At 73.3% G+C, this 23,697-nt stretch carries 26 protein-coding genes; 9 read left to right on the top strand and 17 right to left on the bottom strand.

Annotated elements, in window-relative coordinates; genetic code table 11:
- Nucleotides 1-9: 9 nt before the first annotated feature.
- The 5 genes from ACIQWA_RS37185 (at nt 10) to ACIQWA_RS37205 (ending at nt 4,555) form a co-directional block, all read left to right on the top strand.
- A complete protein-coding gene (locus tag ACIQWA_RS37185) occupies nt 10-1,563 on the top strand; it encodes a TldD/PmbA family protein (RefSeq protein ID WP_402490715.1) in 1,554 nt (517 codons plus the stop codon).
- Nucleotides 1,563-2,960, top strand: a complete 1,398-nt coding sequence (locus tag ACIQWA_RS37190; protein ID WP_402490617.1) for a metallopeptidase TldD-related protein — start codon at nt 1,563-1,565, stop codon at nt 2,958-2,960. The genes ACIQWA_RS37185 and ACIQWA_RS37190 overlap by 1 nt, the downstream gene beginning before the upstream one ends.
- A 31-nt stretch (nt 2,961-2,991) precedes the next feature.
- Nucleotides 2,992-3,540, top strand: coding sequence for an RNA 2'-phosphotransferase (locus ACIQWA_RS37195; protein ID WP_402490718.1), 549 nt, complete (start codon nt 2,992-2,994; stop codon nt 3,538-3,540).
- A 145-nt stretch (nt 3,541-3,685) separates the two neighbouring features.
- The gene (locus tag ACIQWA_RS37200; RefSeq protein WP_402490620.1) at nt 3,686-4,069 is read left to right on the top strand and encodes a DUF3099 domain-containing protein; all 384 of its coding nucleotides are present in this window, start codon (nt 3,686-3,688) and stop codon (nt 4,067-4,069) included.
- 267 nt (nt 4,070-4,336) lie between these two features.
- Nucleotides 4,337-4,555, top strand: a complete 219-nt coding sequence (locus tag ACIQWA_RS37205; protein WP_402490623.1) for a hypothetical protein — start codon at nt 4,337-4,339, stop codon at nt 4,553-4,555.
- Here ACIQWA_RS37205 and moaA read toward each other — a convergent pair.
- From moaA to ACIQWA_RS37225, 4 genes are all read right to left on the bottom strand, one after another.
- Nucleotides 4,552-5,541: a GTP 3',8-cyclase MoaA gene (gene moaA / locus ACIQWA_RS37210; protein WP_402490625.1), complete on the bottom strand. Its 990-nt coding sequence runs from the start codon at nt 5,539-5,541 to the stop codon at nt 4,552-4,554. The genes ACIQWA_RS37205 and moaA overlap by 4 nt on opposite strands.
- 76 nt (nt 5,542-5,617) lie before the next feature.
- Nucleotides 5,618-7,237, bottom strand: a complete 1,620-nt coding sequence (locus ACIQWA_RS37215) for a cation acetate symporter (protein ID WP_360241163.1) — start codon at nt 7,235-7,237, stop codon at nt 5,618-5,620.
- Nucleotides 7,234-7,590: a DUF485 domain-containing protein gene (locus tag ACIQWA_RS37220; RefSeq protein ID WP_360241160.1), complete on the bottom strand. Its 357-nt coding sequence runs from the start codon at nt 7,588-7,590 to the stop codon at nt 7,234-7,236. The genes ACIQWA_RS37215 and ACIQWA_RS37220 overlap by 4 nt, the downstream gene beginning before the upstream one ends.
- 260 nt (nt 7,591-7,850) lie before the next feature.
- Complete coding sequence (locus tag ACIQWA_RS37225) at nt 7,851-8,894, bottom strand: zinc-dependent alcohol dehydrogenase family protein (protein WP_402490630.1); 1,044 nt, start codon at nt 8,892-8,894, stop codon at nt 7,851-7,853.
- A gap of 145 nt (nt 8,895-9,039) precedes the next feature.
- On the opposite strand from ACIQWA_RS37225, the gene ACIQWA_RS37230 reads away from it, so the two are divergent.
- Nucleotides 9,040-10,035: a DEDDh family exonuclease gene (locus ACIQWA_RS37230; protein ID WP_360241154.1), complete on the top strand. Its 996-nt coding sequence runs from the start codon at nt 9,040-9,042 to the stop codon at nt 10,033-10,035.
- A 31-nt stretch (nt 10,036-10,066) separates the two neighbouring features.
- A complete protein-coding gene (locus ACIQWA_RS37235; protein ID WP_402490633.1) occupies nt 10,067-10,870 on the top strand; it encodes an SURF1 family protein in 804 nt (267 codons plus the stop codon).
- Here ACIQWA_RS37235 and trxA read toward each other — a convergent pair.
- Nucleotides 10,867-11,199, bottom strand: coding sequence for a thioredoxin (gene trxA / locus ACIQWA_RS37240; RefSeq protein WP_360241148.1), 333 nt, complete (start codon nt 11,197-11,199; stop codon nt 10,867-10,869). The two genes, ACIQWA_RS37235 and trxA, sit on opposite strands and share 4 nt — an antisense overlap.
- A gap of 3 nt (nt 11,200-11,202) precedes the next feature.
- Nucleotides 11,203-11,619 (bottom strand): MerR family transcriptional regulator, encoded by a 417-nt coding sequence (locus tag ACIQWA_RS37245; protein ID WP_360241145.1) that lies wholly within the window; start codon nt 11,617-11,619, stop codon nt 11,203-11,205.
- 384 nt (nt 11,620-12,003) lie between these two features.
- Here ACIQWA_RS37245 and ACIQWA_RS37250 point away from each other — a divergent pair, with 384 nt between their 5' ends.
- Nucleotides 12,004-12,765, top strand: a complete 762-nt coding sequence (locus ACIQWA_RS37250; RefSeq protein WP_402490638.1) for an SDR family oxidoreductase — start codon at nt 12,004-12,006, stop codon at nt 12,763-12,765.
- A gap of 81 nt (nt 12,766-12,846) precedes the next feature.
- Here the strand turns inward: ACIQWA_RS37250 and ACIQWA_RS37255 are convergent, their stop codons facing one another.
- From ACIQWA_RS37255 to ACIQWA_RS37295, 9 genes are all read right to left on the bottom strand, one after another.
- Entirely contained in the window at nt 12,847-13,509 is a 663-nt protein-coding gene (locus tag ACIQWA_RS37255; protein ID WP_402490640.1) for an alkaline shock response membrane anchor protein AmaP, read from the bottom strand.
- Nucleotides 13,506-14,138 (bottom strand): DUF6286 domain-containing protein, encoded by a 633-nt coding sequence (locus ACIQWA_RS37260; protein ID WP_402490643.1) that lies wholly within the window; start codon nt 14,136-14,138, stop codon nt 13,506-13,508. The genes ACIQWA_RS37255 and ACIQWA_RS37260 overlap by 4 nt, the downstream gene beginning before the upstream one ends.
- A 107-nt stretch (nt 14,139-14,245) precedes the next feature.
- Nucleotides 14,246-14,542, bottom strand: a complete 297-nt coding sequence (locus tag ACIQWA_RS37265) for an Asp23/Gls24 family envelope stress response protein (RefSeq protein WP_360241133.1) — start codon at nt 14,540-14,542, stop codon at nt 14,246-14,248.
- A gap of 92 nt (nt 14,543-14,634) precedes the next feature.
- On the bottom strand, nt 14,635-14,826 hold the full coding sequence (locus tag ACIQWA_RS37270) for a hypothetical protein (RefSeq protein WP_063349611.1): 192 nt from the start codon (nt 14,824-14,826) through the stop codon (nt 14,635-14,637).
- A gap of 113 nt (nt 14,827-14,939) precedes the next feature.
- Entirely contained in the window at nt 14,940-15,473 is a 534-nt protein-coding gene (locus ACIQWA_RS37275; RefSeq protein ID WP_402490646.1) for an Asp23/Gls24 family envelope stress response protein, read from the bottom strand.
- A 159-nt stretch (nt 15,474-15,632) separates the two neighbouring features.
- Entirely contained in the window at nt 15,633-16,439 is an 807-nt protein-coding gene (locus ACIQWA_RS37280) for an enoyl-CoA hydratase/isomerase family protein (protein ID WP_402490649.1), read from the bottom strand.
- A 231-nt stretch (nt 16,440-16,670) separates the two neighbouring features.
- A complete protein-coding gene (locus ACIQWA_RS37285; protein WP_030059940.1) occupies nt 16,671-16,904 on the bottom strand; it encodes a helix-turn-helix domain-containing protein in 234 nt (77 codons plus the stop codon).
- A 327-nt stretch (nt 16,905-17,231) separates the two neighbouring features.
- Nucleotides 17,232-18,830 (bottom strand): ABC-F family ATP-binding cassette domain-containing protein, encoded by a 1,599-nt coding sequence (locus ACIQWA_RS37290; protein ID WP_360241124.1) that lies wholly within the window; start codon nt 18,828-18,830, stop codon nt 17,232-17,234.
- A 205-nt stretch (nt 18,831-19,035) separates the two neighbouring features.
- Nucleotides 19,036-20,007, bottom strand: a complete 972-nt coding sequence (locus tag ACIQWA_RS37295) for a hypothetical protein (protein ID WP_402490653.1) — start codon at nt 20,005-20,007, stop codon at nt 19,036-19,038.
- A 370-nt stretch (nt 20,008-20,377) separates the two neighbouring features.
- On the opposite strand from ACIQWA_RS37295, the gene ACIQWA_RS37300 reads away from it, so the two are divergent.
- On the top strand, nt 20,378-21,634 hold the full coding sequence (locus ACIQWA_RS37300) for a glycoside hydrolase family 26 protein (protein WP_402490656.1): 1,257 nt from the start codon (nt 20,378-20,380) through the stop codon (nt 21,632-21,634).
- A 7-nt stretch (nt 21,635-21,641) separates the two neighbouring features.
- Here the strand turns inward: ACIQWA_RS37300 and ACIQWA_RS37305 are convergent, their stop codons facing one another.
- Nucleotides 21,642-22,802, bottom strand: coding sequence for a GNAT family N-acetyltransferase (locus ACIQWA_RS37305; protein WP_402490659.1), 1,161 nt, complete (start codon nt 22,800-22,802; stop codon nt 21,642-21,644).
- Complete coding sequence (locus tag ACIQWA_RS37310; RefSeq protein WP_402490661.1) at nt 22,799-23,695, bottom strand: Wzz/FepE/Etk N-terminal domain-containing protein; 897 nt, start codon at nt 23,693-23,695, stop codon at nt 22,799-22,801. Before ACIQWA_RS37310 ends, ACIQWA_RS37305 begins: the two co-directional genes overlap by 4 nt.
- Nucleotides 23,696-23,697: the final 2 nt, after the last annotated feature.

Below are 23,697 nucleotides of genomic sequence, written 5' to 3' on the forward strand. Positions count from 1 at the left end.
TTGCCTCCGATCCCTCCGGCCGACAGTGCCGGCGCCGCGCACGGACGCGCCGTCGACCCGCTGTTCCTCGCCCTGCCGCTGCACGCCCTGGCCGACGCCGCCCTCGCCCGGGCCCGCGAACTCGGCGCCAGCCATGCCGACTTCCGCCTGGAGCGGGTCCGCAGCGCCTCGTGGCGGCTGCGCGACGCCCGTCCGGCCGGCACCTCCGACAGCGTGCAGCTGGGCTTCGCCGTCCGGGTGCTGCTGGACGGCGCCTGGGGCTTCGCCGCCGGGGTCGACCTCACCCCGGGCGCCGCGGCGGAGGTCGCCGCCCGCGCCGTCGCGGTGGCCCGGCTCTCCGGCGGGATCAGCCGGGCGGCCGGCTCCGCCGAGCGGGTCGAGCTGGCCGACGAGCCCGTCCACCGGGACGTCACCTGGGTCTCCTCGTACGAGGTCAACCCCTTCGAGGTGCCGGACGCCGACAAGACCGCGCTGCTCGCCGAGCGCAGCGCCCGGCTGCTCGCCGCCCCCGGCGTGTCGCACGTCCAGGCGGCGCTGCTGACGGTGCAGGAGAACAAGTTCTACGCCGACACCGCGGGCACCGTGACGACCCAGCAGCGGATCCGGCTCTACTCCGACCTGGAGGCCACCTCGGTCGACGAGCGCACCGGCGCCTTCGACTCGATGCAGACCCTGGCCCCGCCGGTCGGCCGCGGCTACGAGTACCTGACCGGCACCGAGTGGGACTGGGACGCCGAGCTCGCCGAACTGCCCGTCCTGCTGGCCGAGAAGATGAAGGCCCCGAGCGTCCGCCCGGGCCGCTACGACCTGGTCATCGACCCGTCCAACCTCTGGCTGACCATCCACGAGTCGATCGGCCACGCCACCGAGCTGGACCGCGCGCTCGGCTACGAGGCCGCCTACGCCGGCACCTCCTTCGCCACCTTCGACCAGCTCGGCAGCCTGCGCTACGGCTCCGAGCTGATGAACGTCACCGGTGACCGCACCGCCGAGCACGGCCTGTCCTCCATCGGCTACGACGACGAGGGCGTCGCCACCCAGTCCTGGGACCTGATCAAGGACGGCGTCCTGGTCGGCTACCAACTCGACCGCGGCATGGCCAAGTTGAAGGGCTTCGAGCGCTCCAACGGCTGCGCCTTCGCGGACTCCCCCGCGCACGTCCCGGTCCAGCGGATGGCCAACGTCTCGCTCCAGCCCGCCGCCGACGGCCCGGACACCGCGGGCCTGTTCGCCGGGGTGGAGAACGGCCTGTACATCGTCGGCGACCGCTCCTGGTCCATCGACATGCAGCGCTACAACTTCCAGTTCACCGGCCAGCGCGCCTACGCCATCAAGAACGGCGAACTCGCCGGCCAGGTCAAGGACTTCGCCTACCAGGCCACCACCACCGACTTCTGGGGCTCGATGGCCGCCGTCGGCGGCCCGCAGACCTACGTGCTCGGCGGCGCCTTCAACTGCGGCAAGGCGCAGCCCGGCCAGATCGCGGCGGTCAGCCACGGCTGCCCGTCGGCGCTGTTCCGCAACGTCAACGTGCTCAACACCCAGCAGGAGGCGGGTCACTGATGACCGCGATGCAGCCCCACGAACTCGTCGAGCTGGCCCTCGGCCTGTCCCGCGCCGACGGCTGCGTGGTGATCGCCGACGAGGAGTCCACCGCCAACCTGCGCTGGGCGGGCAACGCGCTGACCACCAACGGCGTCACCCGCGGCCGCCGCCTCACCGTGATCGCCACCGTGGCCGGCGCCGAGGGCACCGCCTCCGGCGTGGTCGCCCGCGAGGCCGTCACCGCCGAGGACGTCGAGGGCCTGGTCCGCGCCGCCGAGGCGGCGGCCCGCGCGGCCGGACCGGCCGAGGACGCCCAGCCGCTGGTCGATGGCCGGCCGGCCTCCCCCGACTTCACCGAGCCGCCCGCGGAGACCTCCATCGAGGTGTTCGAGGCCTTCGGCCCGGCCCTCGGCGAGGCCTTCGCCCGCGCCGCCGCCCAGGGCGAGCTGCTGTACGGCTTCGCCCGGCACGAGCTCACCACCAGCTACCTGGGCAGCTCCACCGGCCTGCGGCTGCGCCACGACCAGCCCACCGGCATGGTCGAGATCAACGGCAAGACCGCCGACCTCTCCGGCTCGGCCTGGGTCGGCGCCGCCACCCGGGACTTCACCGACGTCGACGTCCCCGCCCTGCACGCCGAACTCACCAAGCGGCTCGGCTGGGGCGCCCGCCGGATCGACCTGCCCGCCGGGCGGTACGAGACGCTGCTGCCGCCCGCGGCCGTCGCCGACCTGCTGCTCTGCCTGCACTGGGCGGCCGGCGGCCGGGACGCCGTCGAGGGCCGGTCGGTCTTCTCCCGGCCCGGTGGCGGCACCCGGATCGGCGACAAGCTCGCCGCGCTGCCGCTGACCCTGCGCGCCGACCCGAACGAGCCCGGCCTGGAGGCCGCCCCGTTCGTGCTGGCGCACCGCACCGGCGGCGACGTCTCGGTCTTCGACAACGGCGCGCCGATCGAGGCCACCGAGTGGATCCGCGAGGGCGTGCTGACCGAGCTGGTCACCAGCCGCCACACGGCCGGCCTCACCGGCCTGCCGCTGCGCCCGGGCATCGACAACCTGGTGCTGGAGACGGCCGACCAGGAGTCCGCGCCGACCCTGGACGAGATGATCGCCCGCACCGAGCGCGGCCTGCTGCTCACCTGCCTCTGGTACATCCGCGAGGTGGACCCGGCGACGCTGCTGCTCACCGGCCTCACCCGGGACGGCGTCTACCTGGTGGAGAACGGCGAGGTCGTCGGCGCGGTCAACAACTTCCGGTTCAACGAGTCCCCGGTCGACCTGCTCGGCCGGATCACCGAGGCGGGCCGCACCGAGCCCTGCCTGCCCCGCGAGTGGAGCGACTACTTCACCCGCACCGCGATGCCACCCGTGCGTGTCGCGGACTTCAACATGAGTTCGGTCAGCCCGGCCTCATAGCCGCTGACCGACGGGGGATGGAAAGAACATGATGGACGAGAAGCGGCTGGTCAGATCGAGCAAGATGCTGTCGCGCATCCTGCGGCACGAGCCGGAGCTGGTCGGGATCACGCTGGACGACTCCGGCTGGGTCCGGATCGACGTCCTGCTCGGCGCCCTCGCGGCGAAGGGCAGGCCGCTCACCAGGCCCGAGCTCGACCACATCGTGGCCGGCAACAACAAGCGCCGCTTCGGCTACTCCCCGGACGGCCTCTCGATCCGCGCCAACCAGGGCCACTCGGTGGCGGTCGACCTCGGTCTGACCGCCACCGTGCCGCCGCCGGTGCTCTACCACGGCACCGCCGACCGCCATCTGGCGTCGATCTTCCGTGAGGGGCTGCGCCCGATGACCCGGCAGGACGTCCACCTCTCGGCGGAGACCGAGACGGCCACCCGGGTCGGCGCCCGGCACGGCCGCCCGGTCGTGCTGACCGTCAACGCGGCCGCGATGGCGGCGGACGGTCACGAGTTCCGGCTCAGCGAGAACGGCGTCTGGCTCACCGACGCCGTCCCCCCGCAGTACCTCTCCCGGCGCTCGTAGACACTCCTGACGCCGTACGGCTCCTCTATCACGCCCGACCGGGTGGGCCCCGCCCACCCGGTCTCGTCGTCCCGGGTGCCCGGGCGTACCGTGAGGAGGCCGCGCGGAACGGCGCGCGGATGCCTGGACGAGGGCGGTTGGACACATGGGCAAGAGCGCCGGCGGCGGACAGATCCACCGGATCACGGGGGCGCGCAGCAGCCTCTCCGAGGACGTCCGGGGGCGCCAGCGCCGCTACGTCATCTCGATGCTGCTGCGCACCGTCTGCGTACTGCTCGCGGTGGTGCTGTGGAACGTCGAGCGCTGGCTGGCCTTCGGGGCGCTGGCGGGCGGGGTGCTGCTGCCGTACTTCGCGGTGCTGATCGCCAACGCCGGCCGGGAGCGGGCGCCGAGCCTGCCGAGCTCCTTCGACTTCCCGGCCGACACCCCGCTGATGCTCGGCCCCGGTGGTACGGGTGGGGCTGGTGCGCCCGCTGGTACAGGACAGGCAAAGCCCTCCGGCACCGGAGCGTCACCGGGCACGGACTGACCGCCCGGTTTGCGGGGATTGAGCCGCAATCAGGTCGGCGAAAGCTCAGAAGAAGCTCAGATTAATCATGCAAGACCTCCCCATCCGAGGCCTTCGGCGTGACATACTGCGTACGCGCTCCGCATCCCCCGTCGGAGCGACGGACCGACGCCGGGCGGCTCCCCCCGTGGCTGCCCGGCGTCGCCATGCCCGGATCCGGTCGGGCCCGGACGGCGTGACAGACTGGCGGTGACCACGCACCCGCCGAACCCCGGAGGACGGCCCCCGATGGACACCCCGCAGACCCCGATCTGCTCCGCCAAGGGCTGCCGGGCGGACGCCCACTGGGTGCTGGTGTGGAACAACCCCAAGCTGCACACCCCGGACCGCCGCAAGACCTGGCTCGCCTGCGAGGAGCACCGCGAGCACCTGTCCCAGTTCCTGGGCGTGCGCGGCTTCCTCAAGGAGGTCGTCGCCTTCGCCGACTGGACCCCGGAAGGCGCCTAGCCGCCGATCGCCGACATCGGCCGCTCGGGTTGGTGGAACTCCGGGTCGTCGATCCCGGCCCCGGCCTTCTTGCCCCACATCGCCGCCCGCCACAGCGCGGCCAGCTCCGCGTCGTCCGCCCCCGAGCGCAGCGCGCTGCGCAGGTCGGTCTCCCCGGTCGCGAACAGGCAGTTGCGCACCTGCCCGTCGGCGGTCAGCCTGGTCCGGTCGCAGGCCCGGCAGAACGGCCGGGTGACGGAGGCGATCACGCCGACCCGGCCGGCGCCGCCGTCCACCACCCAGCGCTCGGCGGGCGCCGCGCCCCGGCGACCGGACGACTCCGGGGTGAGCGTGAACCGGGCCCGCAGCAGCTCCAGGATCTCCTCCGCGGTGACCATCGACGAGCGGTCCCAGCCGTGCTGGGCGTCCAGCGGCATCTGCTCGATGAAGCGCAGCTCGTAGCCCCGCTCCAGGCACCAGGACAGCAGGTCGGCCGCCTCGTGGTCGTTGACCCCGCGCATCAGCACCGCGTTCAGCTTCACCGGCGCCAGCCCGGCCGCCTCGGCGGCGGCCAGTCCGTCCAGCACGTCCTGGTGGCGCCGGCGGCGGGTGAGGGTGTGGAACACCTCGGGGTCCAGGGTGTCCAGCGAGACGTTGACCCGGTCCAGTCCGGCCTCGCGCAGCGCCGTCGCGGTGCGGGCCAGTCCGATGCCGTTGGTGGTCACCGACAGCTCGGGGCGCGGTTCCAGCTCGGAGCAGGCGGCGACGATCGCGACCAGCCCGGGGCGCAGCAGCGGCTCGCCGCCGGTGAAGCGGACCTCCCGCACGCCCAGGTCGCGCACGGCGAGGGTGACCAGCCGGACGATCTCCTCGTCGGTGAGCAGCTCGGGCTTGGCCAGCCACTGCAGCCCCTCCTCCGGCATGCAGTAGGTGCAGCGGAGGTTGCACCGGTCGGTGAGGGAGACCCGCAGGTCGACGGCGCGTCGTCCGAAGGTGTCGAGCAGCACGTGCGTCCCTTCCCGAAAAACCGCCGGCCCGGCCACCGTCGAGGCAGGCCGGGCCAGCATAGTCATGCCGGATCGATCAGTGGGCGCCCAGCCCGGTGAGCGAGCGGACCTCCAGTTCAGCGTACTTCGCCGGGTCCGGACGTTCCTTGGACAGCAGGGTGCCGAGCCAGCCGGCCAGGAAGCCGATCGGGATGGAGACCAGGCCGGGGTTCTCCAGCGGGAACCAGTGGAAGTCGGCGTTCGGGAAGAGCGAGTTCTTGGCGCCGGAGAGCACCGGGGAGAACACCACCAGTACCACCGAGGAGATCAGGCCCGCGTAGACCGAGCTGACCGCGCCGGTGGTGGTGAAGCGCTTCCAGAACAGCGAGTAGAGCAGGGTCGGCAGATTGGCCGAGGCGGCCACCGCGAAGGCCAGCGCGACCAGGGCGGCGGTGCTGAGCTTGCCCGCGTAGAGGCTGAGCACGATGGCGACGGCGCCGATCCCGACGGCGGCCCACTTGGCGGACCGCACCTCCTCCTTCTCGGTCGCCTTCCCGCGCCGGATCACGTTGGCGTACAGGTCGTGGGCGAAGGAGGCCGAGGAGGCCAGGGTGAGCCCGGCGACCACGGCGAGGATGGTGGCGAAGGCGACGGCCGAGATCACCGCGAGCATGATCGCCCCGCCGGTGGTGCCGGCCCCGCCGCCGAGCTGCTCGGCGAGCAGCGGCGCCGCGGTGTTGCCGGAGGGCGTCTTGCCCTCGACGGCCACCATGCCGCTGCGGCCGACCAGCGCGGCCGCGCCGAAGCCCAGCGCCAGGGTCATCAGGTAGAAGACGCCGATGATGCCGATCGCCCAGAGCACGGACTTCCGGGCCGTCTTGGCGGTGGGGACGGTGTAGAAGCGGACCAGGATGTGCGGCAGGCCGGCGGTGCCGAGCACCAGGGCGATCCCCAGGCTGATGAAGTCGAGCTTGGAGGTGTTCGTGGCCCCGTATTTCAGTCCCGGTTCCAGGAAGGCCGAGCCCTTGCCGCTCGCGGAGGCGGCCGCGCCGAGCAGTTCGGAGGGGTTGAAGTGGTACTTGGCGAGCACCAGGACGGTCATCAGCGCGGCGCCGGCGATCAGCAGCACGGCCTTGACGATCTGCACCCAGGTGGTGCCCTTCATACCCCCTATCACCACGTAGATGATCATCAGCGCGCCGACCGCGAGGATGGTCCAGCGCTTGGCGCCCTCCCCGGTGACCCCCAGCAGCAGCGCCACCAGGGCCCCGGCGCCGACCATCTGGGCGAGCAGGTAGAAGATCGAGACCACGATGGTGGAGATGCCGGCCGCGGTGCGCACCGGGCGCTGGCGCATCCGGAACGCGAGCACGTCCGCCATGGTGAACCGGCCGGAGTTGCGCAGCGGTTCGGCGATCAGCAGCAGCGCGACCAGCCAGGCGACCAGGAAGCCGATCGAGTACAGGAAGCCGTCGTAGCCGGTGAGCGCGATGATTCCGGCGATGCCGAGGAAGGACGCGGCGGACATGTAGTCACCGGAGATGGCCAGGCCGTTCTGGAAGCCGGTGAAGCCGCGGCCGCCGGCGTAGAAGTCGGCGGCGCTGCGGTTCTGCCGACCGGCCCAGACGGTGATGACCAGGGTGGCCACCACGAAGAGCGCGAACAAGGACATGATCAGACCGCGGTGCTCCGTGGCGGAGCTGGCGAGCGGCGTCATTCGGCGGACTCCCGGGGGGCGTGGACGACGGCGCCGTGGGCCTCGCGGATCGCGGCGGCGGGCGGGTCGATCCGCCGGTCGGCGTAGCGGGAGTACCAGGCGGCGATGGCGAAGGTGGTGACGAACTGCAGCAGTCCCAGCACCAGGGCCACGTTGATGTGCCCGACGACCTTGGTGCCCATCAGTCCGGGGGCGTAGCAGGAGAGCAGTACGTAGAGCAGGTACCAGAGCACGAAGCCGATGGTGACCGGAAAGGCGAAGCTCCGGAACGAGCGCCGCAGGGTACGGAACTCCTCGCTGTCATCGATGAGTTGGACTTCCGTAGCGGTAGTGGTGATCGGCGGCGAATCCACTCTGTCTCCTCACTCCTTCGGCGTAGCGGTCGCACAGGGGAACAATTCGAACGTGAGGGACGTCACATTCCTCGTGCGCGCCGCGCAATGCTAGGAGCGTCGTGCCCGCCCCGGAAGGGGTTGACCGCGATCAGCCAGTCGTTCACCCCCTCGCACCATCCAATTGGCCGAAAACCACCACTCGCGTCACTTCCAGACCGGGGCCGTCACAACCGAAAGGGGCGGCACCGTCCAACGGTGCCGCCCCTGTTGACGAAGCGTCAGAAGGTGATCCGGACCTTCAGCGCGGACCGGTCGTCCATGGCTCGATAGCCGTCCGGAACGCCGTCCAGGTCGACCGTCCGGTCGAAGACCAGACCGGGCTCGATCGCACCGGAGAGCACGTCCGGCAGCAGCTCGGGGATGTACGCGCGGGCCGGGGCCACGCCACCGTTGAGCGAAACGTTTCGGCCGAACATCTGACCGATGTCGACGCCCGCGCTGCCGCCGTGCGGGACGCCCACGTAGCCGACCGCGCCGCCGTCCCGGGTGATCGAGACCGCCGTCCGCATCGACTCCTCGGTGCCGACCGCCTCCAGCACCGCGTGCGCCCCCAGGCCGCCGGTCAGCTCCTTGACGGCCTCGATCGCCGCGTCGCCGCGCTCGGCCACCACGTCCGTCGCCCCGAAGCGCCGGGCCAGCTCGGTCCGGGCGGTGTGCCGGCCCAGCGCGATGATCCGGCCCGCGCCCAGTCGGCGCGCCGCCAGCACACCGCACAGGCCCACCGCGCCGTCGCCGACCACCGCGACCGTCGCGCCCGGGCGCACCCTCGCCGAGACCGCCGCATGGTGCCCGGTCGCCATCACGTCGGACAGCGCCAGCAGGCCCGGCAGCAGCTTCTCGTCGTCCACCGCCTCCTTCGGCAGCTTCACCAGCGTCCCGTCCGCGAACGGCACCCGCACCGCCTCGCCCTGGCCGCCGTCCGAACCCACCGACCCCCAGAACCCGCCGTGCGGGCAGGACGTCTGGAGGCCTTCGAGACAGAACTCACAGACCCCGTCCGACCAGACGAAGGGCGCGACCACGAAGTCACCCTTCGCGAAGCCCCGGACCTCGGCGCCGACCTCCTCGACCACACCCAGGAACTCGTGCCCGATCCGCTGCCCGGGCACCCGCTGGGCCACCCCCCGGTAGGCCCACAGGTCGCTGCCGCAGATACAGGCGTTGACCACCCGCAGCACGACGTCCGTCGGCTGCTGGATCACCGGGTCCGGTACCTCCTCGATCCGGATGTCGTTCGGTCCGTGGATCACCGTGGCGCGCATGCGTTTTTCCTCACACAGAACCGGCCGGGCGGCCGGAAACGATCTCGACCAGGTGTACGACACCCATGCGGACCACTCTATTCCGGCTGCCGGGCCGGAACATTTCGACCGGCCACCGCCGACTCGCCCCTTATCCTGTTGGACCATGCAACCGATCCAGCCCGAGACGTACGGCGCGCCGCGGACCGCCCCGGTCCCCGCCCAGCGTTCCGCCGCCCCCGCCGAGGGTTTCGCGGTCGTCGACGTCGAGACCACCGGTCTCGGCCGCTCCGACCGCGTCATCTCGGCCGGCGTCTACCAGCTGGACGGCGACGGCGAGGTGACCGACCACTGGTACACCCTGGTCAACCCCGAGCGGGACCCGGGCCCGGTCTGGATCCACGGCCTCACCGCCGAACTGCTCTCCGGCGCGCCGACCTTCCCCGAGATCGCCGAGGAGTTCGCCACCCGCCTGGCGAACCGCGTCCTGGTCGCGCACAACGCGCTGTTCGACTGGAACATGATCTCCCGCGAGTTCTCCAGGGCCGGCCGCAGCGCCCCGGTCGAGCAGCGGCTGTGCACCATGGTCCTCTCCCGCGACCTGCGCCTCCCGCTGCCCAACGGCAAGCTCTCCTCGCTCGCCGCCCACTTCGGCGTCCAGCAGCGCCAGGCCCACAACGCCCTGGACGACGCCCGGGTGCTCGCCGAGGCCTTCCGCCCCAGCCTCCACCTGGCCCGCACCCACGGCATCCCGCTCCCCTTCCAGACCTGCGTCGCGGTCACCGACCTCGGCGAGGACGAGCCCGCCGCCCCCGGCCGCGGCAACTGGACCGGCTCCCAGTACCGCCAGGCCAAGAAGCGCCCGCCCTGCCCGTACCCCAACCCGGGGCGCTGGGAGGACGGCAAGCCGCTGGTCCAGGGCATGCGGGTGGCCTTCACCGGGGACACCGCCACCGACCGCGAGGTCCTGGAGGACCGCGCCGTCGAGGCCGGCCTGCACATCGCCACCTCCGTCAGCCGGCTCACCAGCCTCCTGGTCACCAACGAGCCGACCAGCTGGAGCGGCAAGGCCCGCAAGGCCCGCGACGTCGGAACCCCGATCGTCACCGAGGACGCCTTCCTCCAGTTGCTGCGCGAGGTCGCCCCGCACCCCGGTGCGTGAGCCCGTTGTGAGGTCGGCGTACCGTTCCCATGTGTACCGTTTTCTGCTGACCCGCCAGTGGCTGATCACCATCCTGATCGCGCTGCTGCTGATCCCCGCGACGATCAAGCTGGGCTTCTGGCAGCTGCACCGCCACGAGGCGCGGGTGGCCCGGAACGAGCTGATCGGCAAGGCCCTCACGGCCTCGCCGGTACCCTTCGACAGCCTGTCCACCGCCCCCGGCACCGCCGTACCGTCCGCCCTCACCTGGCGCGCCGTGACGGCCACCGGACAGTACGACCCGGCACACGAGTTCGTGGTCCGCAAGCGGACCGACGCCAACGGCACCCTCGGCTACTTCGTCCTCACCCCGCTCAAGCTCTCCGACGGCAAGGGCACCGTCCTGGTCAACCGCGGCTGGGTCCCCTCCGGCGACGGCGCCACCCAGTACCCGCCCGTCCCGGCCGCCCCGACCGGCGAGGTCACCCTCACCGGCCGGCTGCGCGCCGACGAGACCACCGGCAGCAGCGGCGGCTGGGTCAAGGACCGGGCCGGCCTCCCCGACCGCCAGTTCAACCTGATCAACACCGAACAGCAGTCCAAGGAGACCGGCAGCACCCTCCTCGGCGGCTACCTGGAACTCACCGCCACCACCCCGGCCCCGGCCGACCAGCCGCAGCTGATCCCCGAGCCCAACCACTCCGACATCGGCCCGCACATGGCCTACGCCATCCAGTGGTGGCTGTTCACCGCGATGATCCCGGTCGGCGTCTGGGTCCTCATCCGCCGCGAGGCCAAGGACCGCGCCAAGCAGGCCGCCGAACCCGAGGTCCCCCTCGACGCCCTCCCGGCCTAAAGGACATCCTCCAACTCCCGCAACAACCGCGCCTTCGCCCGCGCCCCCACCACCGACCGCACCGGCTGCCCGTCCCGGAACAGCATCAACGTCGGCATCGACAGCACCCCGTACGCCGCCTGGGTCCGAGGGTTGCGGTCCACATCGACACTCACCACCCGGAACCGGTGCGCCTCCTCCCGCGCGACGTCCGCCAGCACCGGCGCCATCATCCGGCACGGCGGGCACCAGTCCGCCGTGAAGTCGACCAGCACCGGCCCCTCCGCCGCCAGCACCTCCACGGCGAACGTCTCGTCCGTCACCGCCGGCACACCCGCGATCTCCACCATCGTCTACTCCCTCTGCTCCCTGGCCAGTTCACACTCGGGCGGCTGCTCGGAAGCCGCGAGCTCGTCCCGCGCCCGCACCGCCCGCTCGAACTGCCCGGCCACCCGCACCCGGACGTCCCGCAAGCGCGCGATGCACTCGTCCAACTCGGCCAACTTCCGCCGGTACACCTCCAACGAGGCCGGACAGGAATCCCCCTCCGGGTGCCCCGCCCGCAGACATTCCACGAACGGCCGGGTCTCCTCCAACCCGAACCCGAAGTCCTGCAGCATCCGGATCTCCCGCAGCAACCGCAGGTCCTCCTCCCCGTACGCCCGGTACCCGTTCCCCGCCCGCCGGGCCGGCAACAACCCCAACTCCTCGTAGTACCGCAACGCCCGTGTCGTCGTCCCCGCCCGCTCCGCCAACTCCCCGATCCGCATACCGCCCCACTCCTCCCGAACAACCACCACCGACGCTAAACCTTCCCCCCAACGTCAACGCCACCCCGCACCAAAACCCCACCCCACCCCACCCGCACCAACCCACCCACCCCCACCACCCCCCTCCCCCCACCCGCCCCAGGCGAGAGGGACGCGCTGCGGGAGGGGGCGGTGGAGGGGGTGGGTGCGGAGAGGGGCGTGACGGGTGATTTTCAGACCGCCAACGGCGCCTTGCCATGTGCCCACAGAGTCGGCGGTCTGAAAATCATCCAGCCCCCGGAGCGCCCACCCCCGGAACCGCCCCCGGACCAACCCACCCTCCCGAAAGCCCACACCCCCACCCCAGCCCCGCGCAGCGCCCCCCTCAACGGCACAATGTCCCCCATGGACCTAGGACTCAAGAACAAGGCCTACATCGTCACCGGCGCCACCCGAGGCCTCGGCCTCGCCACCGCCCGCGAACTCGCCGCCGACGGCGCCCACGTACTGATCAGCGGCCGCACCCAGCAGGCCGTCGACGCCGCCGTCGCCGAGCTCGAAACCCTCGGCACCGCCCACGGCCTGGTCGCCGACAACGCCGCCCCCGACACCGCCGACCGCCTGATCGCCGAGGCCAACGCCCGTTTCGGCCGCTTCGACGGCATCCTGATCAGCGTCGGCGGCCCGCAGGCCGGCCCGGTCGAGACGACCCCCGAGTCCGCCTGGCGCGACGCCTTCGAGTCCGTCTTCCTCGGCGCCCTCCGCCTCGCCCGCACCGCGGCCGCCGCCCTCCCCTCCGGCGGGGTGATCGGCTTCGTGCTCTCCAGCTCGGTCCGCCAGCCGATCCCCGGCCTCGGCATCTCCAACGGCCTGCGCCCCGGTCTGGCGATGGCCGCCAAGGGCCTCGCCGACGAACTGGGTCCGCGCGGTATCCGGGTGCTCGGCCTGCTCCCGGCCCGGATCGACACCGACCGGGTCCGCGAGCTGGACGCCCTCGCCCCCGATCCGGAGGCCGCCCGCGCCCAGCACAGCGCCGGCATCCCGCTGGGCCGCTACGGCACCCCCGAGGAGTTCGGCAAGGTCGCCGCCTTCCTGCTCTCCCCCGCCGCCTCCTACCTGACCGGCCTGATGGTCCCGGTCGACGGCGGCGCCCTCCGCTCCCTCTGACCCTCCACCCCGACCTCCCCCACCCCGACCCCCACTCCCACCCCAACCCCGCCGCCCCACTCCCGCCCCAGCCCCGCCGCCCTACTCCAGCTGACGACGCTCCCGCCGCCCCCGCCGCCGTCCGGCCCGCCGCCCGGACCGACGCCCCCCGGCGGGAGCCTCCTGCAGCACCCGGATCCGCAGGTCGGCCGGCAGCTCCGCCAGCCCCAGGCTCCGCACCGCGTCCGCCCGCGGCCCGTCCTCGAAGTGCTCCACCAGCCCGACCGGGTCCCCGCCCGGGGTCAGCCGTACGGCGCCCCGCAGCCGCGGGTGCCCGGGGGCCCGCACCAGCCGGATCCCCGCCCGCTCCACCTCCGGCAGCACCGCCGTGCCGTGCTCCAGCGCCTCCTCCAGCGCCCGCGAGTTCACCCGCATCCGCAACCCACGCGCCCCCGGGGTCGGCACCGTGATGTGGGCGAGTCCGGTCCGCCGCAGCTGCGCCACCAGCCACCAGGCCGTCCCCAGCACCAGCAGCGACAGCCCCCCAATCACCGTCGGCCACCACCACGAGGAGCCGACCCACCGCACCCGGGACCGCGCACTGACCACCGGCTGGTCCGGCGAAGTCAACGGCCACCACCTCGGCGGATCGACCCCCAGCCGCCGGTACAGGTCGAGCCCGCCCGCCAGCACCAGCACCCCGACCCCCACCAGCACCGCCCCCACCACCGCCAGCAGCACCCGGTTGACGACCGTCCTACTCATCTCCCCGCCTCCTCCCCGGTCCGCTCCCCCACCCCGCCCGCCACCCCACCGGCCGCGCCACCACCGGCCACGTCACCTCCGGCCGCACCGCCCCCAACCACGCCATCACCCGCCGCACCACCACCCGCCGGCCCCCGCCAGGACCGCACGTCCAACCGCAACGGCCGCGCCAACCCCACCCGCGCCAACTCCTCCCGCAACTGCCGCTGCACCCCCGCCGGATCCACCGGCCCGCTCACCGACACCCGCACCCGCCGCCGCCCAACCTTGATCCTCAGGTGCTCGATGCCCGCCAGCCCGGCCGCCCGGTCCGCCAGCAGGTGCCCGACCCCGGCCCGCTCGATCGCCGCACCCGTCCCGCCGTACGGCCGCAGCACCAGCCACCGCCGCAGCCCGGGCGTGAACGCCAGCCACAGCAGCCACAGCCCGATCAGGGCCGCCGCCCCGGCGCCGACCAGCACCCACAGGTCGTCCAAGTGCCGCGTGGCCAGCTCGTCCGCGATCTGCGCCCGCCACCGCCGGGCCCGCTGCCCGGCCCGCACCGCGACCGCGTCGTACAGCAGCGCCCCCGCCACCACCAACACCACCGTGGCGACCAACGCCGCCACCGCCGCCCGCCCCGACCGCAACCGGGGCACCTTCCCCACCACATCCGACCCCGAACCCGAACCCGCCCCCGACCCGACCTCCGGCTCCGACCCCACTCCCTCCCCCGGAGCCGCCACCGCGTCCCCCTTCACCACGCTCCCCCGGCGACCAACTTCTCGACCACCACGACCACTTCGGACACCTTCGTCCCCGTCAGCCCGTTCACCTGTGCCGCCACCCGGTCCCGCACCCGCCGGGCAAGTCCGGCCAGGTCGGCCGGGAACGGCAGCTCGACCGCCACCCGGACGGTCACCGTGCTGCCCGGCCGCGCCACCGAGACCCGCGGCGGCTTCCCCTTCACCGACCGCCCGACCCAGGCCTCGGCGACCACCTCCCGCGCCGCCTGCCCGGCGATCCGCTCGAACACCCGGTCGGCGATCCGCAACCGCCCCCGGCGCACCGCACCAGCGGCAGGGCCGGGGGCGGAACCGGAGACGGAACCGGGGACGGAACCGGAGGCCGGTACGACGGCCCCCATCAGCGCCGCCGGTCGCGGCCGCGGAGCAGGTCCCCGAGGTCGCCGAGCTCGATGTCGCCCTCCAGCAGCCGCCCGGCCACGAAGCCGACCAGCCCGAGAGCCGCCACCAGCAGGAACGCCGCGAACCCGCCGAAGTACCCGGCGAAGCCGAGGGCCATGCCCACCACCAGGCCGACGATGGCCAGGTTCATCCGCTACTCCCTCGTGCTCCACCGAACGCCAACGCCCACGCCAAGCCCAACACCAACACCAACGCCAACACCAACGCGACCACCGATGCCCCGGCGGTCCCCGCGGCCGGGCGCTACTTGAGCCTGGGCCGCTGCCCCGACGACGCCATCGGCTCCTCTTCCTCCTCGAACTCCGGTTCGTCCGGGAGGTGGACGTCGTTGACCGCGATGTTGACCTCGACGACCTCCAGGCCGGTCATCCGCTCGACCGCGTCGATGATGTTCTCCCGCACCTGGCGGGCGAGTTCGGGGATCACCACGCCGTACTCGACCACCAGGGCGATGTCGATCGCGGTCTGCTTCTCGCCGACCTCGGCCTTGATCCCGCGCCCGATGCTCGACTTGCCGCCGGGGACCCGGTCCCGCATCGCACCGAAGGTGCGGGCCAGCCCGGAGCCCAGCGCATGGATGCCGGAGACCTCCCGGGCGGCCATTCCGGCGATCTTCTCCACCACGCCGACCGCCAGCGCCGTGCGGCCGCGATCGCCGGACGGCCGGCCGCCGTCGCCGCCCGTGCCGTGCGCGGGCCGGGCACCGGAGGGCGGACCGGGGGTGGGCCCGCTACCGGGGTTCTTGTGCAGGGTCGCGGGCGTCGGAGTGTCAGGCATGGGGCGCATCTCCCTCGTAGCGGCTCCAGCTATATCGCAAACCTCCCCAACTCTGACATTCCGCCACGAGCCCCGCCCGCCGAGCGCACCCCGGGAACGCCGGAGGCCCGGCTCCGGGGTGCTCCCCCGGGGCCGGGCCTCCGCGCGGTGGCGGGTGGGTCAGTCGCCGATCCCGGCGAGTTCCCGCAGCCGGCGGGCCTGAGCCGCCCGTTCGGCTGAACGCTGCTCCTCGTACGACCGTCCGGAGGCCCCCTGGAGCAGGGCCTTGGTCTCGGTGACGGCCCCGCGCGGGGCGGCCAGCAGGGCGGCGGCGAGGTCCCGGGCGGCGGCGTCGAGTTCGGCGCCGGGCACCGACAGGTTGGCCAGCCCGGTCGCGGTGGCCTCCTCGGCGCCGACCCAGCGGCCGGTCGCGCAGATCTCCAGCGCCCGGGCGTAGCCGACGAGGTCGACCAGCGGCTTGGTGCCGGCCAGGTCGGGGACGAGCCCGAGCGAGGTCTCCTTCATGGCGAACTGCACGTCGTCGGCGACCACCCGCAGGTCGCAGCCGAGCGCGAGCTGGAAGCCGGCCCCCACGGCGTGGCCCTGGACGGCGGCGATGGAGACCAGGTCGGCGCGGCGCCACCAGGTGAAGGCCTCCTGGTACGAGGCGATGGCGTCGTCCAGTTCCTGGTCGGCGGAGCCGGCCAGCTGCAGGAAGGTGGGCTCACCGGGGATGCCCTCGGGGGTGAACATGGCCCGGTCCAGTCCGGCGGAGAAGGAGACCCCCTCGGCGCGCAGCAGCACCACCCGCACGCTGCCGGGCAGTTCGCGGCCGGCCTGGGCGAGGGCGCGCCAGAGCGCGGGCGACTGGGCGTTGCGCCGCTTGGGCTGACAGAGGGTGACGACGGCGAGCTCGCCGTCGATCTCCAGCCGGACGCCGTCCCGCTCCCAGCTCGGGGCCTGCGGGTCGATGGCGGGGGCGGTCATGCGGGAACCTCCGGTGGCGGGGGACGTGGCTACCGGAGAGTAACAAACCTGGGCGCGGACGGGCAGGGCCCCGGCCCGGAAAGATCGGAACGGCCCCCGTAACCCGGGGGCGGACATGACGATCGGCGGCCGGTCCACTCGACCCGAGGGCGGACGCCCAGCCGTGGCCGGCTGTCGTCTCCTCGGTCGGCGTCAGGCCGCCGCGCCATCCAGCTCAGAGATGACGGACCGTCAGGACCCGGCCCCGGCAGTCGCCTTGTTCTTGCCCCGCGTGGCACCACCGCGGCCCCGGAGGATCACTCCGGACTCGCTCAGCATCCGGTGCACGAAGCCGTACGAACGACCGGTCTCCTCCGCGAGAGCGCGAATGCTCGCCCCGGAGTCGTACTTCTTCTTGAGATCGGCCGCGAGCTTCTCACGCGCGGCACCGGTCACCCGGCTGCCCTTTTTCAGAGTCTCGGCCACCCGTGCCTCCTCGTAGCGTTGCTCGGTCAGATTCCCATGATCACCCATCCACCGCGTCCTGGCCACCCATTCGACAAGGTCGATGTCGCAAATGCGTGGTCCTGCGGTGGTGATCCGAGCGCACCACGGCGCTCACGCAGAGTGCACGCCCCCGGGCGGCTGCCGCCGAATGCCGAGAAATAGCTGATCAGCAGCGTCGGCCCGACCACGTTCGAGTGGCGGGCCGACGGGAAGTGCTTAAACGGAATCCCGGTCTTCTTCATTCCCGGACACGCCGAAAGGACTAGATATTCTGGGCCGAAAAGCGGATCCGGCGTCTACTTCCGGTCAGGCCAGCGAGACCAGGTCGGCGTACGACGGGTTCCACAGGTCCTCGACCCCGTCGGGCAGCAGGATGATCCGCTCCGGGTCGAGCGCCTCGACCGCGCCCTCGTCGTGGGTGACCAGCACGACCGCGCCGGAGAACTCGCGCAGCGCGCCCAGGATCTCCTCGCGGCTGGCCGGGTCGAGGTTGTTGGTGGGCTCGTCCAGCAGCAGCACGTTGGCCGAGGAGACCACCAGGGTGGCCAGGGCCAAACGGGTCTTCTCACCGCCGGAGAGCACCCCGGCCGGCTTGTCCACGTCGTCACCGGAGAACAGGAAGGACCCGAGGATCTTGCGGATCTGCACCAGGTCGGTGTCCGGCGCGGCCGAGCGCATGTTCTCCAGCACGCTGCGCTCGGGGTCGAGCGTCTCGTGCTCCTGGGCGTAGTAGCCGATCTTGAGGCCGTGGCCCGGGATCACCTCGCCGGTGTCCGGCTGCTCCACCCCGGCCAGCATCCGCAGCAGGGTGGTCTTGCCCGCGCCGTTGAAGCCCAGCACGACGACCCGGGACCCCCGGTCGATCGCCAGGTCGACATCGGTGAAGATCTCCAGCGAGCCGTAGGACTTGGACAGGCCGCTGGCGGTCAGCGGGGTCTTTCCGCAGGGCGCCGGCTCCGGGAAGCGCAGCTTGGCGACCTTGTCGTTCACCCGGACCTGCTCCAGGCCGGCGAGCAGCTTGTCGGCGCGCCGGGCCATGTTCTGCGCGGCCACCGTCTTGGTCGCCTTGGCGCGCATCTTGTCGGCCTGGGCGTTCAGGGTCGCGGCCTTCTTCTCCGCGTTGGCCCGCTCGCGCTTGCGGCGCTTCTCGTCGTCCTCGCGCTGCTGCTGGTACTGCTTCCAGCCCATGTTGTAGACGTCGATGGTGGAACGGTTGGCGTCCAGGTAGAAGACCTTGTTGACGACCGTCTCGACCAGGTCGACGTCGTGCGAGATGACGATGAAGCCGCCCTTGTACGTCTTGAGGAAGTCCCGCAGCCAGACGATCGAGTCCGCGTCCAGGTGGTTGGTGGGCTCGTCGAGCAGCAGCACGTCGGAGTCCGAGAAGAGGATCCGGGCGAGCTCGACGCGGCGGCGCTGACCACCGGACAGGGTGTGCAGCGGCTGGCCGAGGATGCGGTCCGGCAGGCCCAGCGCGGCGGCGATGGTGGCGGCCTCGGCCTCGGCGGCGTACCCGCCCTTGGTGAGGAACTCGGTCTCCAGGCGCGCGTACTTCTTCATCGCGTTGTCCCGGGTGGAGCCCTTGCCGTTGGCCATCCGGTCCTCGTTCTCGCGCATCTTCTTGAGCACGGTGTCGAGGCCTCGGGCGGAGAGGATGCGGTCCTTGGCGAGGACGTCCAGGTCGCCGGTGCGCGGGTCCTGCGGGAGGTAGCCGACCTCGCCCGAGCGGGTGACGGTACCGGCGGCGGGCAGGCCCTCACCGGCCAGCACCTTGGTGAGCGTGGTCTTGCCGGCGCCGTTGCGCCCGACCAGGCCGATCCGGTCGCCGGCGGCGACCTTGAAGTTCGCGGACTCGATCAGGATCCGGGCACCGGCGCGCAGCTCGAGGGCGTTGGCGGAAATCATGGCTGGGACTGCTCCTGGGACGTTGGCGGGCGGCCGGGTGCGGACCCGGGCGGCGGGAAGGGGGCTTCATCGGCGGTCGGCGCGCTGGAACTGGGCGCCGCCACCCGCTATTGCCCGGAGAAGATAGCCATGACGGCCAGTCTACCGGGCCGCGCGAAACGCCCCGAGGGCGTACCGCCCCGGGGTACCCGCCGGCTTCCCGCGGCTACTGCCGGGGCGTGGCCGCCGGGGCGGCCGAGGCGGTGGCCGCCGGGCTCGCCGAGGGGTCGGTGCAGCCGCCCTGGGGTCGGACCGCGGCGAACGGGGCGTCCGGGTTGGCGCAGCCGGTCTCGGGGGCGGCCGCCTTGGTGTCGAAGACCTTGGGCGGCACGATCGGGCCGTCGGTGATCTCCACCCGGCTGGCGTCCAGCGCCTTCACCGTCGCGGCCGGGCCGGTGATCATCGACCAGCCGTTGCTGTCCAGCCGGTAGCCGGTGATACCGCCGGAGACGGCCACCCCGCTGCTGTTGGTGCAGGTGCGCGGGATGAGCACGGCGTAGTCGGTGTGCACGGTGCGCAGCGGGTCGTAGAGGCAGCCGTTGGAGGGCCGGTCGTTGTAGCGCAGGTCGCCGTCGGCGTCGCGCAGGCCCATGGTCAGGGTCGGCGTCACCACGGCCAGCCAGGGCGAGCCGTCCCGCTGCACGGTGTGCAGCGCGGCCGCGGCCCGCTGCTTGGCGGTGTCCTTGCGCTGGGCGTCGGTGCGCTTGTCGGCGCCCGGCTCGCCGTCGGCGCGCAGGTAGTCCACCAGGCCGGGCACGGCGCGGTGCCAGCGCACTTCGTGGTCACCGGGGCGCACCGAGGTGACCAGGCCGTCGTCCCAGACCACGATCGCGTTGTCCCCGGCCATCGCCAGGTAGAGCGCCTCGGCGCCCTCGCGGCGGTACGTCCAGGCCCGCTCGCCGGTCTGCTTGTGGTACGCCTCCAGGCCGGGGCCGACCACCCGCAGGTCCAGGTCGGCCGAACTGACCGACTGGGAGTTGACCGGCGTCGCCTCCGCGTCCCCCGGCCCCGCCACCCGGTCGCCGAACGGCACCGGCTTGTTCGCGTGCGCCGCAGCACCGGCCGCAAGGACCAGCATCACCGCCAGGGCAGGCAGGATCGAGCGGGGGGTGAGGACACGCGGCGGCTTCCAGGACACGGCCGGAGCGTACCTTTCGGCGGGTGGGCGAGTCAGCTCGGAATCGCCGTCCGGGCCCACCGCCGACCGCACGGCGGACGGTGCGCGCCCGTCCGGTGCGCCCGCCCGCCGACCTGCGCCGTCGGCTCCCCGGCCGGTCGGCGGCGCGCTGCGCGGCGGGCTCCGCGGACCCCGCCGGACCGTTACAGAGCTGATACACGGGGCCGGGCCGGACGGGTGTTGCGGCAGACGGCGTTCGAATATCGCCCACTTTAGGGTGACATTCGGCTTTTCCTTCCTCCGCCGGGCCTACTGTCGGCGAGCGTGGCGCGACGGTCCGTCGGTGTCGTCACCCGCCCGCCCCGCTCCCGCGACGTCCGGAGGAGAGACCATGCGCATGGGCCGCCTGACGCTGGCCGCCGCCGCTCTGCTGCTGATGGCCACGGCCAGTGTCCCGACCGGGACGCCGCTCAGCGGAACCGAACGGCACAGCCTCTCCTCGGACGCCTTCGAGCCGCGCGGCGCGGCCCCCCGCCCGCCGGTCCAGCGGCCCCGGCACGAGCCGCCGTTCGGCGCCTTCGTCGGCTCCTGGGACAACTACATCCCGCAGATCGGCAAGTACGCCCAGTGGCTGGGCGACGCCAACATGCAGGTCGGCCACACCTACCTGGCGGGCAACAGCTGGACGGACATCGAGGGCGAGCCGGTGGTGCTCGGCCTGTGGTCGCAGTGGCGGCTCGCCGACCCGTCCCGGCTGCTGGTGCTCGGCGTGCCGATGCTGGTGCCCAACGAGGCGCACGTGCCGGACGGCGAGGTCGCCAGGCTGCTCGGCCAGGGCGCCCGCGGGGACTTCGACAGCCACTTCCTGCGGCTCGCCCGCCGGCTGGTGGCGCTCGGCGGCGCGGACACCGTACTCACCCTCGGCTGGGAGATGAACGGCGTCACCTACACCCACCGCTGCAAGCCCGACCCGGCCGCCTGGAAGGCCTACTGGCGCCGGATCGTCGGGGTGATGCGCTCGGTGCCCGGGCAGCGGTTCCGCTTCGACTTCACCCCCAACCGGGGCCTGGACGCCATCCCGTGGACCAAGTGCTACCCCGGCGACGACGTGGTCGACATCGTCGGCACGGACAGCTACGACCAGCCGGCCGGGAGCACCTTCGACGACTACGTGCGCGAGCCGTACGGCCTCCAGGACCAGGTGGAGTTCGCGGCCAAGCACGGCAAGCCGGTCTCGTACCCGGAGTGGGGGCTGTTCCGCAACGGCGACAACCCCGAGTTCGTCCGGCGGATGGTCGACTGGATGCGCACCCACGACACCGCCTACCAGACCGTCACCGACTACTGCCCGCACGGCTTCTTCCAGTGCCGGAGCAATCCGCGCTCGGCGGCGGCGTTCAAGCAGCTGATGGCGGGTTCGCGGGGGGCGCCACCGGTCGTGCCGACGGCGCCCGCCGCTCCGATCGTGCCGGTCGCCCCGACCCCGCCCGTCCTGCCCACGGCGCCGGGGGCGACCCCGTCGGGCGCCACCCCGTCGGCCACCACGCCCGCCGCCACCCCCTCGGCCACCGCGCCCGCCGCCACGGCGAGCCCCTCGGGCGGGGCCTCGCCGAGCCCCTCCCCGGCCCGGACGCCGTCCCGGCGCTGAGCGGCGGTCAGGCCCGGCGGCGGGCCAGCAGCGCCTCCTTGAACTCGGGGAAGCGGGTGCGCAGCTGGTGCACCGCCGCCTGCCGGGCCAGCACCGCGGCGGCCCGGGCGGCGGCGGCCGGGGCCGCTCCGGCCGGGCCCAGCAGCAGCCGCTGGTTGGGCATCCGGTCCGGCCGCCAGCGCTGCTTGTACGGCTCCTGGCCGCGCAGCAGGCCGAGCACCGGGATGCCCGCGCCGACCGTCTCCTCCAGGGCCGCGTTGAACAGCAGCCCGGCGATGTCCAGCCGCTCGCGCAGCGCCGGGTGGGCGCCGTAGATGTACAGCCCGCCGAAGGAGGGGCAGAGCAGCAGCAGGTTGACCGCGACCAGCTCGCCGTCCAGGTGGAACTGGTGGACGGCCGCCCGGCCGGTGGCGACCAGGCCGGTGGTGGACTCGGTCAGGTGCCGGGCGAAGCGCTCGGTGCGGTGCTCGGCGGTGACGCCGCGCTCCTGCCACTGGAGGAAGTGCAGCCGCAGCAGCCCCTCCAGCGCGGCCGGGACCTCCTCCACCGGCGTGGACCGGACCTGCACCCCGGCCTCGGCGATCTTGCGCAGCTTCACCCGGCTGCGCTGGGCCGTCTTGCCGGGCACCCGCTTGAGCAGCCGCTCCATCGGGACGGCCGGCAGGTACTGGCAGAGCGAGTCCTCGTGGCGGCGGCGGGAGCCGTGCCAGTGCTCGTACACCCGCTGCACCGCCGCCTCGGGGTGCACCTCGCGCAGCTCCAGCCAGTGCCAGGGGCGGGTGAGCGGGAGGGCGGCGGCGAACTCTGCGGCGGCCCGGTCGGCGCAGTCGTCGTCCAGCAGGACGTCGCCGTAGTCGACCAGCCCGGCGCCGAGGCCGGTCAGGCCGCCGAACGGGCCGCCGCGGCGCATGAAGGCACCGGCGCCGACCAGTCGGCCGTCCCGCCGGACCAGCACCACCAGCAGCGCGCCGGGGCGGCCGTAGTGGCGCCACCAGGAGCGCTGCCAGGCGGCGGCCTGGAAGAAGGTGGCGGTGCGGCAGCGGGCCGCCAGGTCGTCCCACTCCTCGGCGACGGTGTCCAGCGCGTCGTCCTCGCGGCGCAGCTCGGTGGTCCAGCCGGGCGCGGCGGACTGGGCCGGGAGGCCGGCGGCGCGGGCCTCGGTGCTCATCGTCCGCTCCGGGCCGCGGCCTTCTCCTCGGCCGGGGGCACGGGCGCGGCGGCGGGCTCGGGCGCCGGCTTCGCCCCGGCCTTCGCCCGGGTCTTCGGCTCGTGCTTCGGCTCGTGCTTCGGTTCGGTCTTCGGCTCGGCGGCCGGCTCGGACGTCGCCCCGGTCTTCGGGCGGGCCTTGCCGGCCGGCTCCTCGGCCCGCGGGCGGGGCGCGGCGGGGGCGGGGGCCGGGGCGGTGGTCTCGGGAGTCGCGGTCGGCTCGGCGGTCCGGGTCGGCTCGGCGGTCCCGGTCGGCCCGGGAGCCGTCGGGGCCTCCGGAGCCCCTGGGCCGTCCGGGCCGCCGCGCCGGCGGGTCATCAGCACCAGCGACCCGAGCAGCAGCCCGGCCGCCGCCCCGACCGCGACGTCCAGCTTGGCGGAGGGCGTGGTCGGCTTGTCCGGCTCGGCGGCCGGGGCCAGTGTGACCAGCCGGACGTTGGTGTCCTTGCTGCTGGTGTTGGCGAAGGCGACCAGCGAGCGGGCCACCGCGTCAGCGGTCCGGGCGGCCTCCTGGGCCCGCTTCCCGGTGCCGGTGATCTCGATCATCGGGGCGTCCGGGGAGGTCGTCCCGGACACCAGGGTCTCCAGCTCGGACCGGGTGTGGCCGGTCTCGGCGGCCGCGACCGCGAGCACCTGCGGCTGGCCCGCGAGCCGGCCGTACGCCTGGGCGAAGTTGGTCGCCGTCGACGCCTCCCCCGGGTTCTGCGGCACCACGAGGACGTAGGCGCTGGCGGCGTACGAGGGGTGCGAGACGGCGGCGTACCCGGCGCCGGCCGCGGCGCCGAGCGGCACCGCGAGCGCCACCGGCCACCAGCGGCGGACCAGGAGGCGGGCGCTTCGGCGCGGAGTGGTCATGG

It is taken from the genome of Kitasatospora sp. NPDC098652 (genome assembly GCF_044760155.1).
Lineage (GTDB): Bacteria > Actinomycetota > Actinomycetes > Streptomycetales > Streptomycetaceae > Kitasatospora.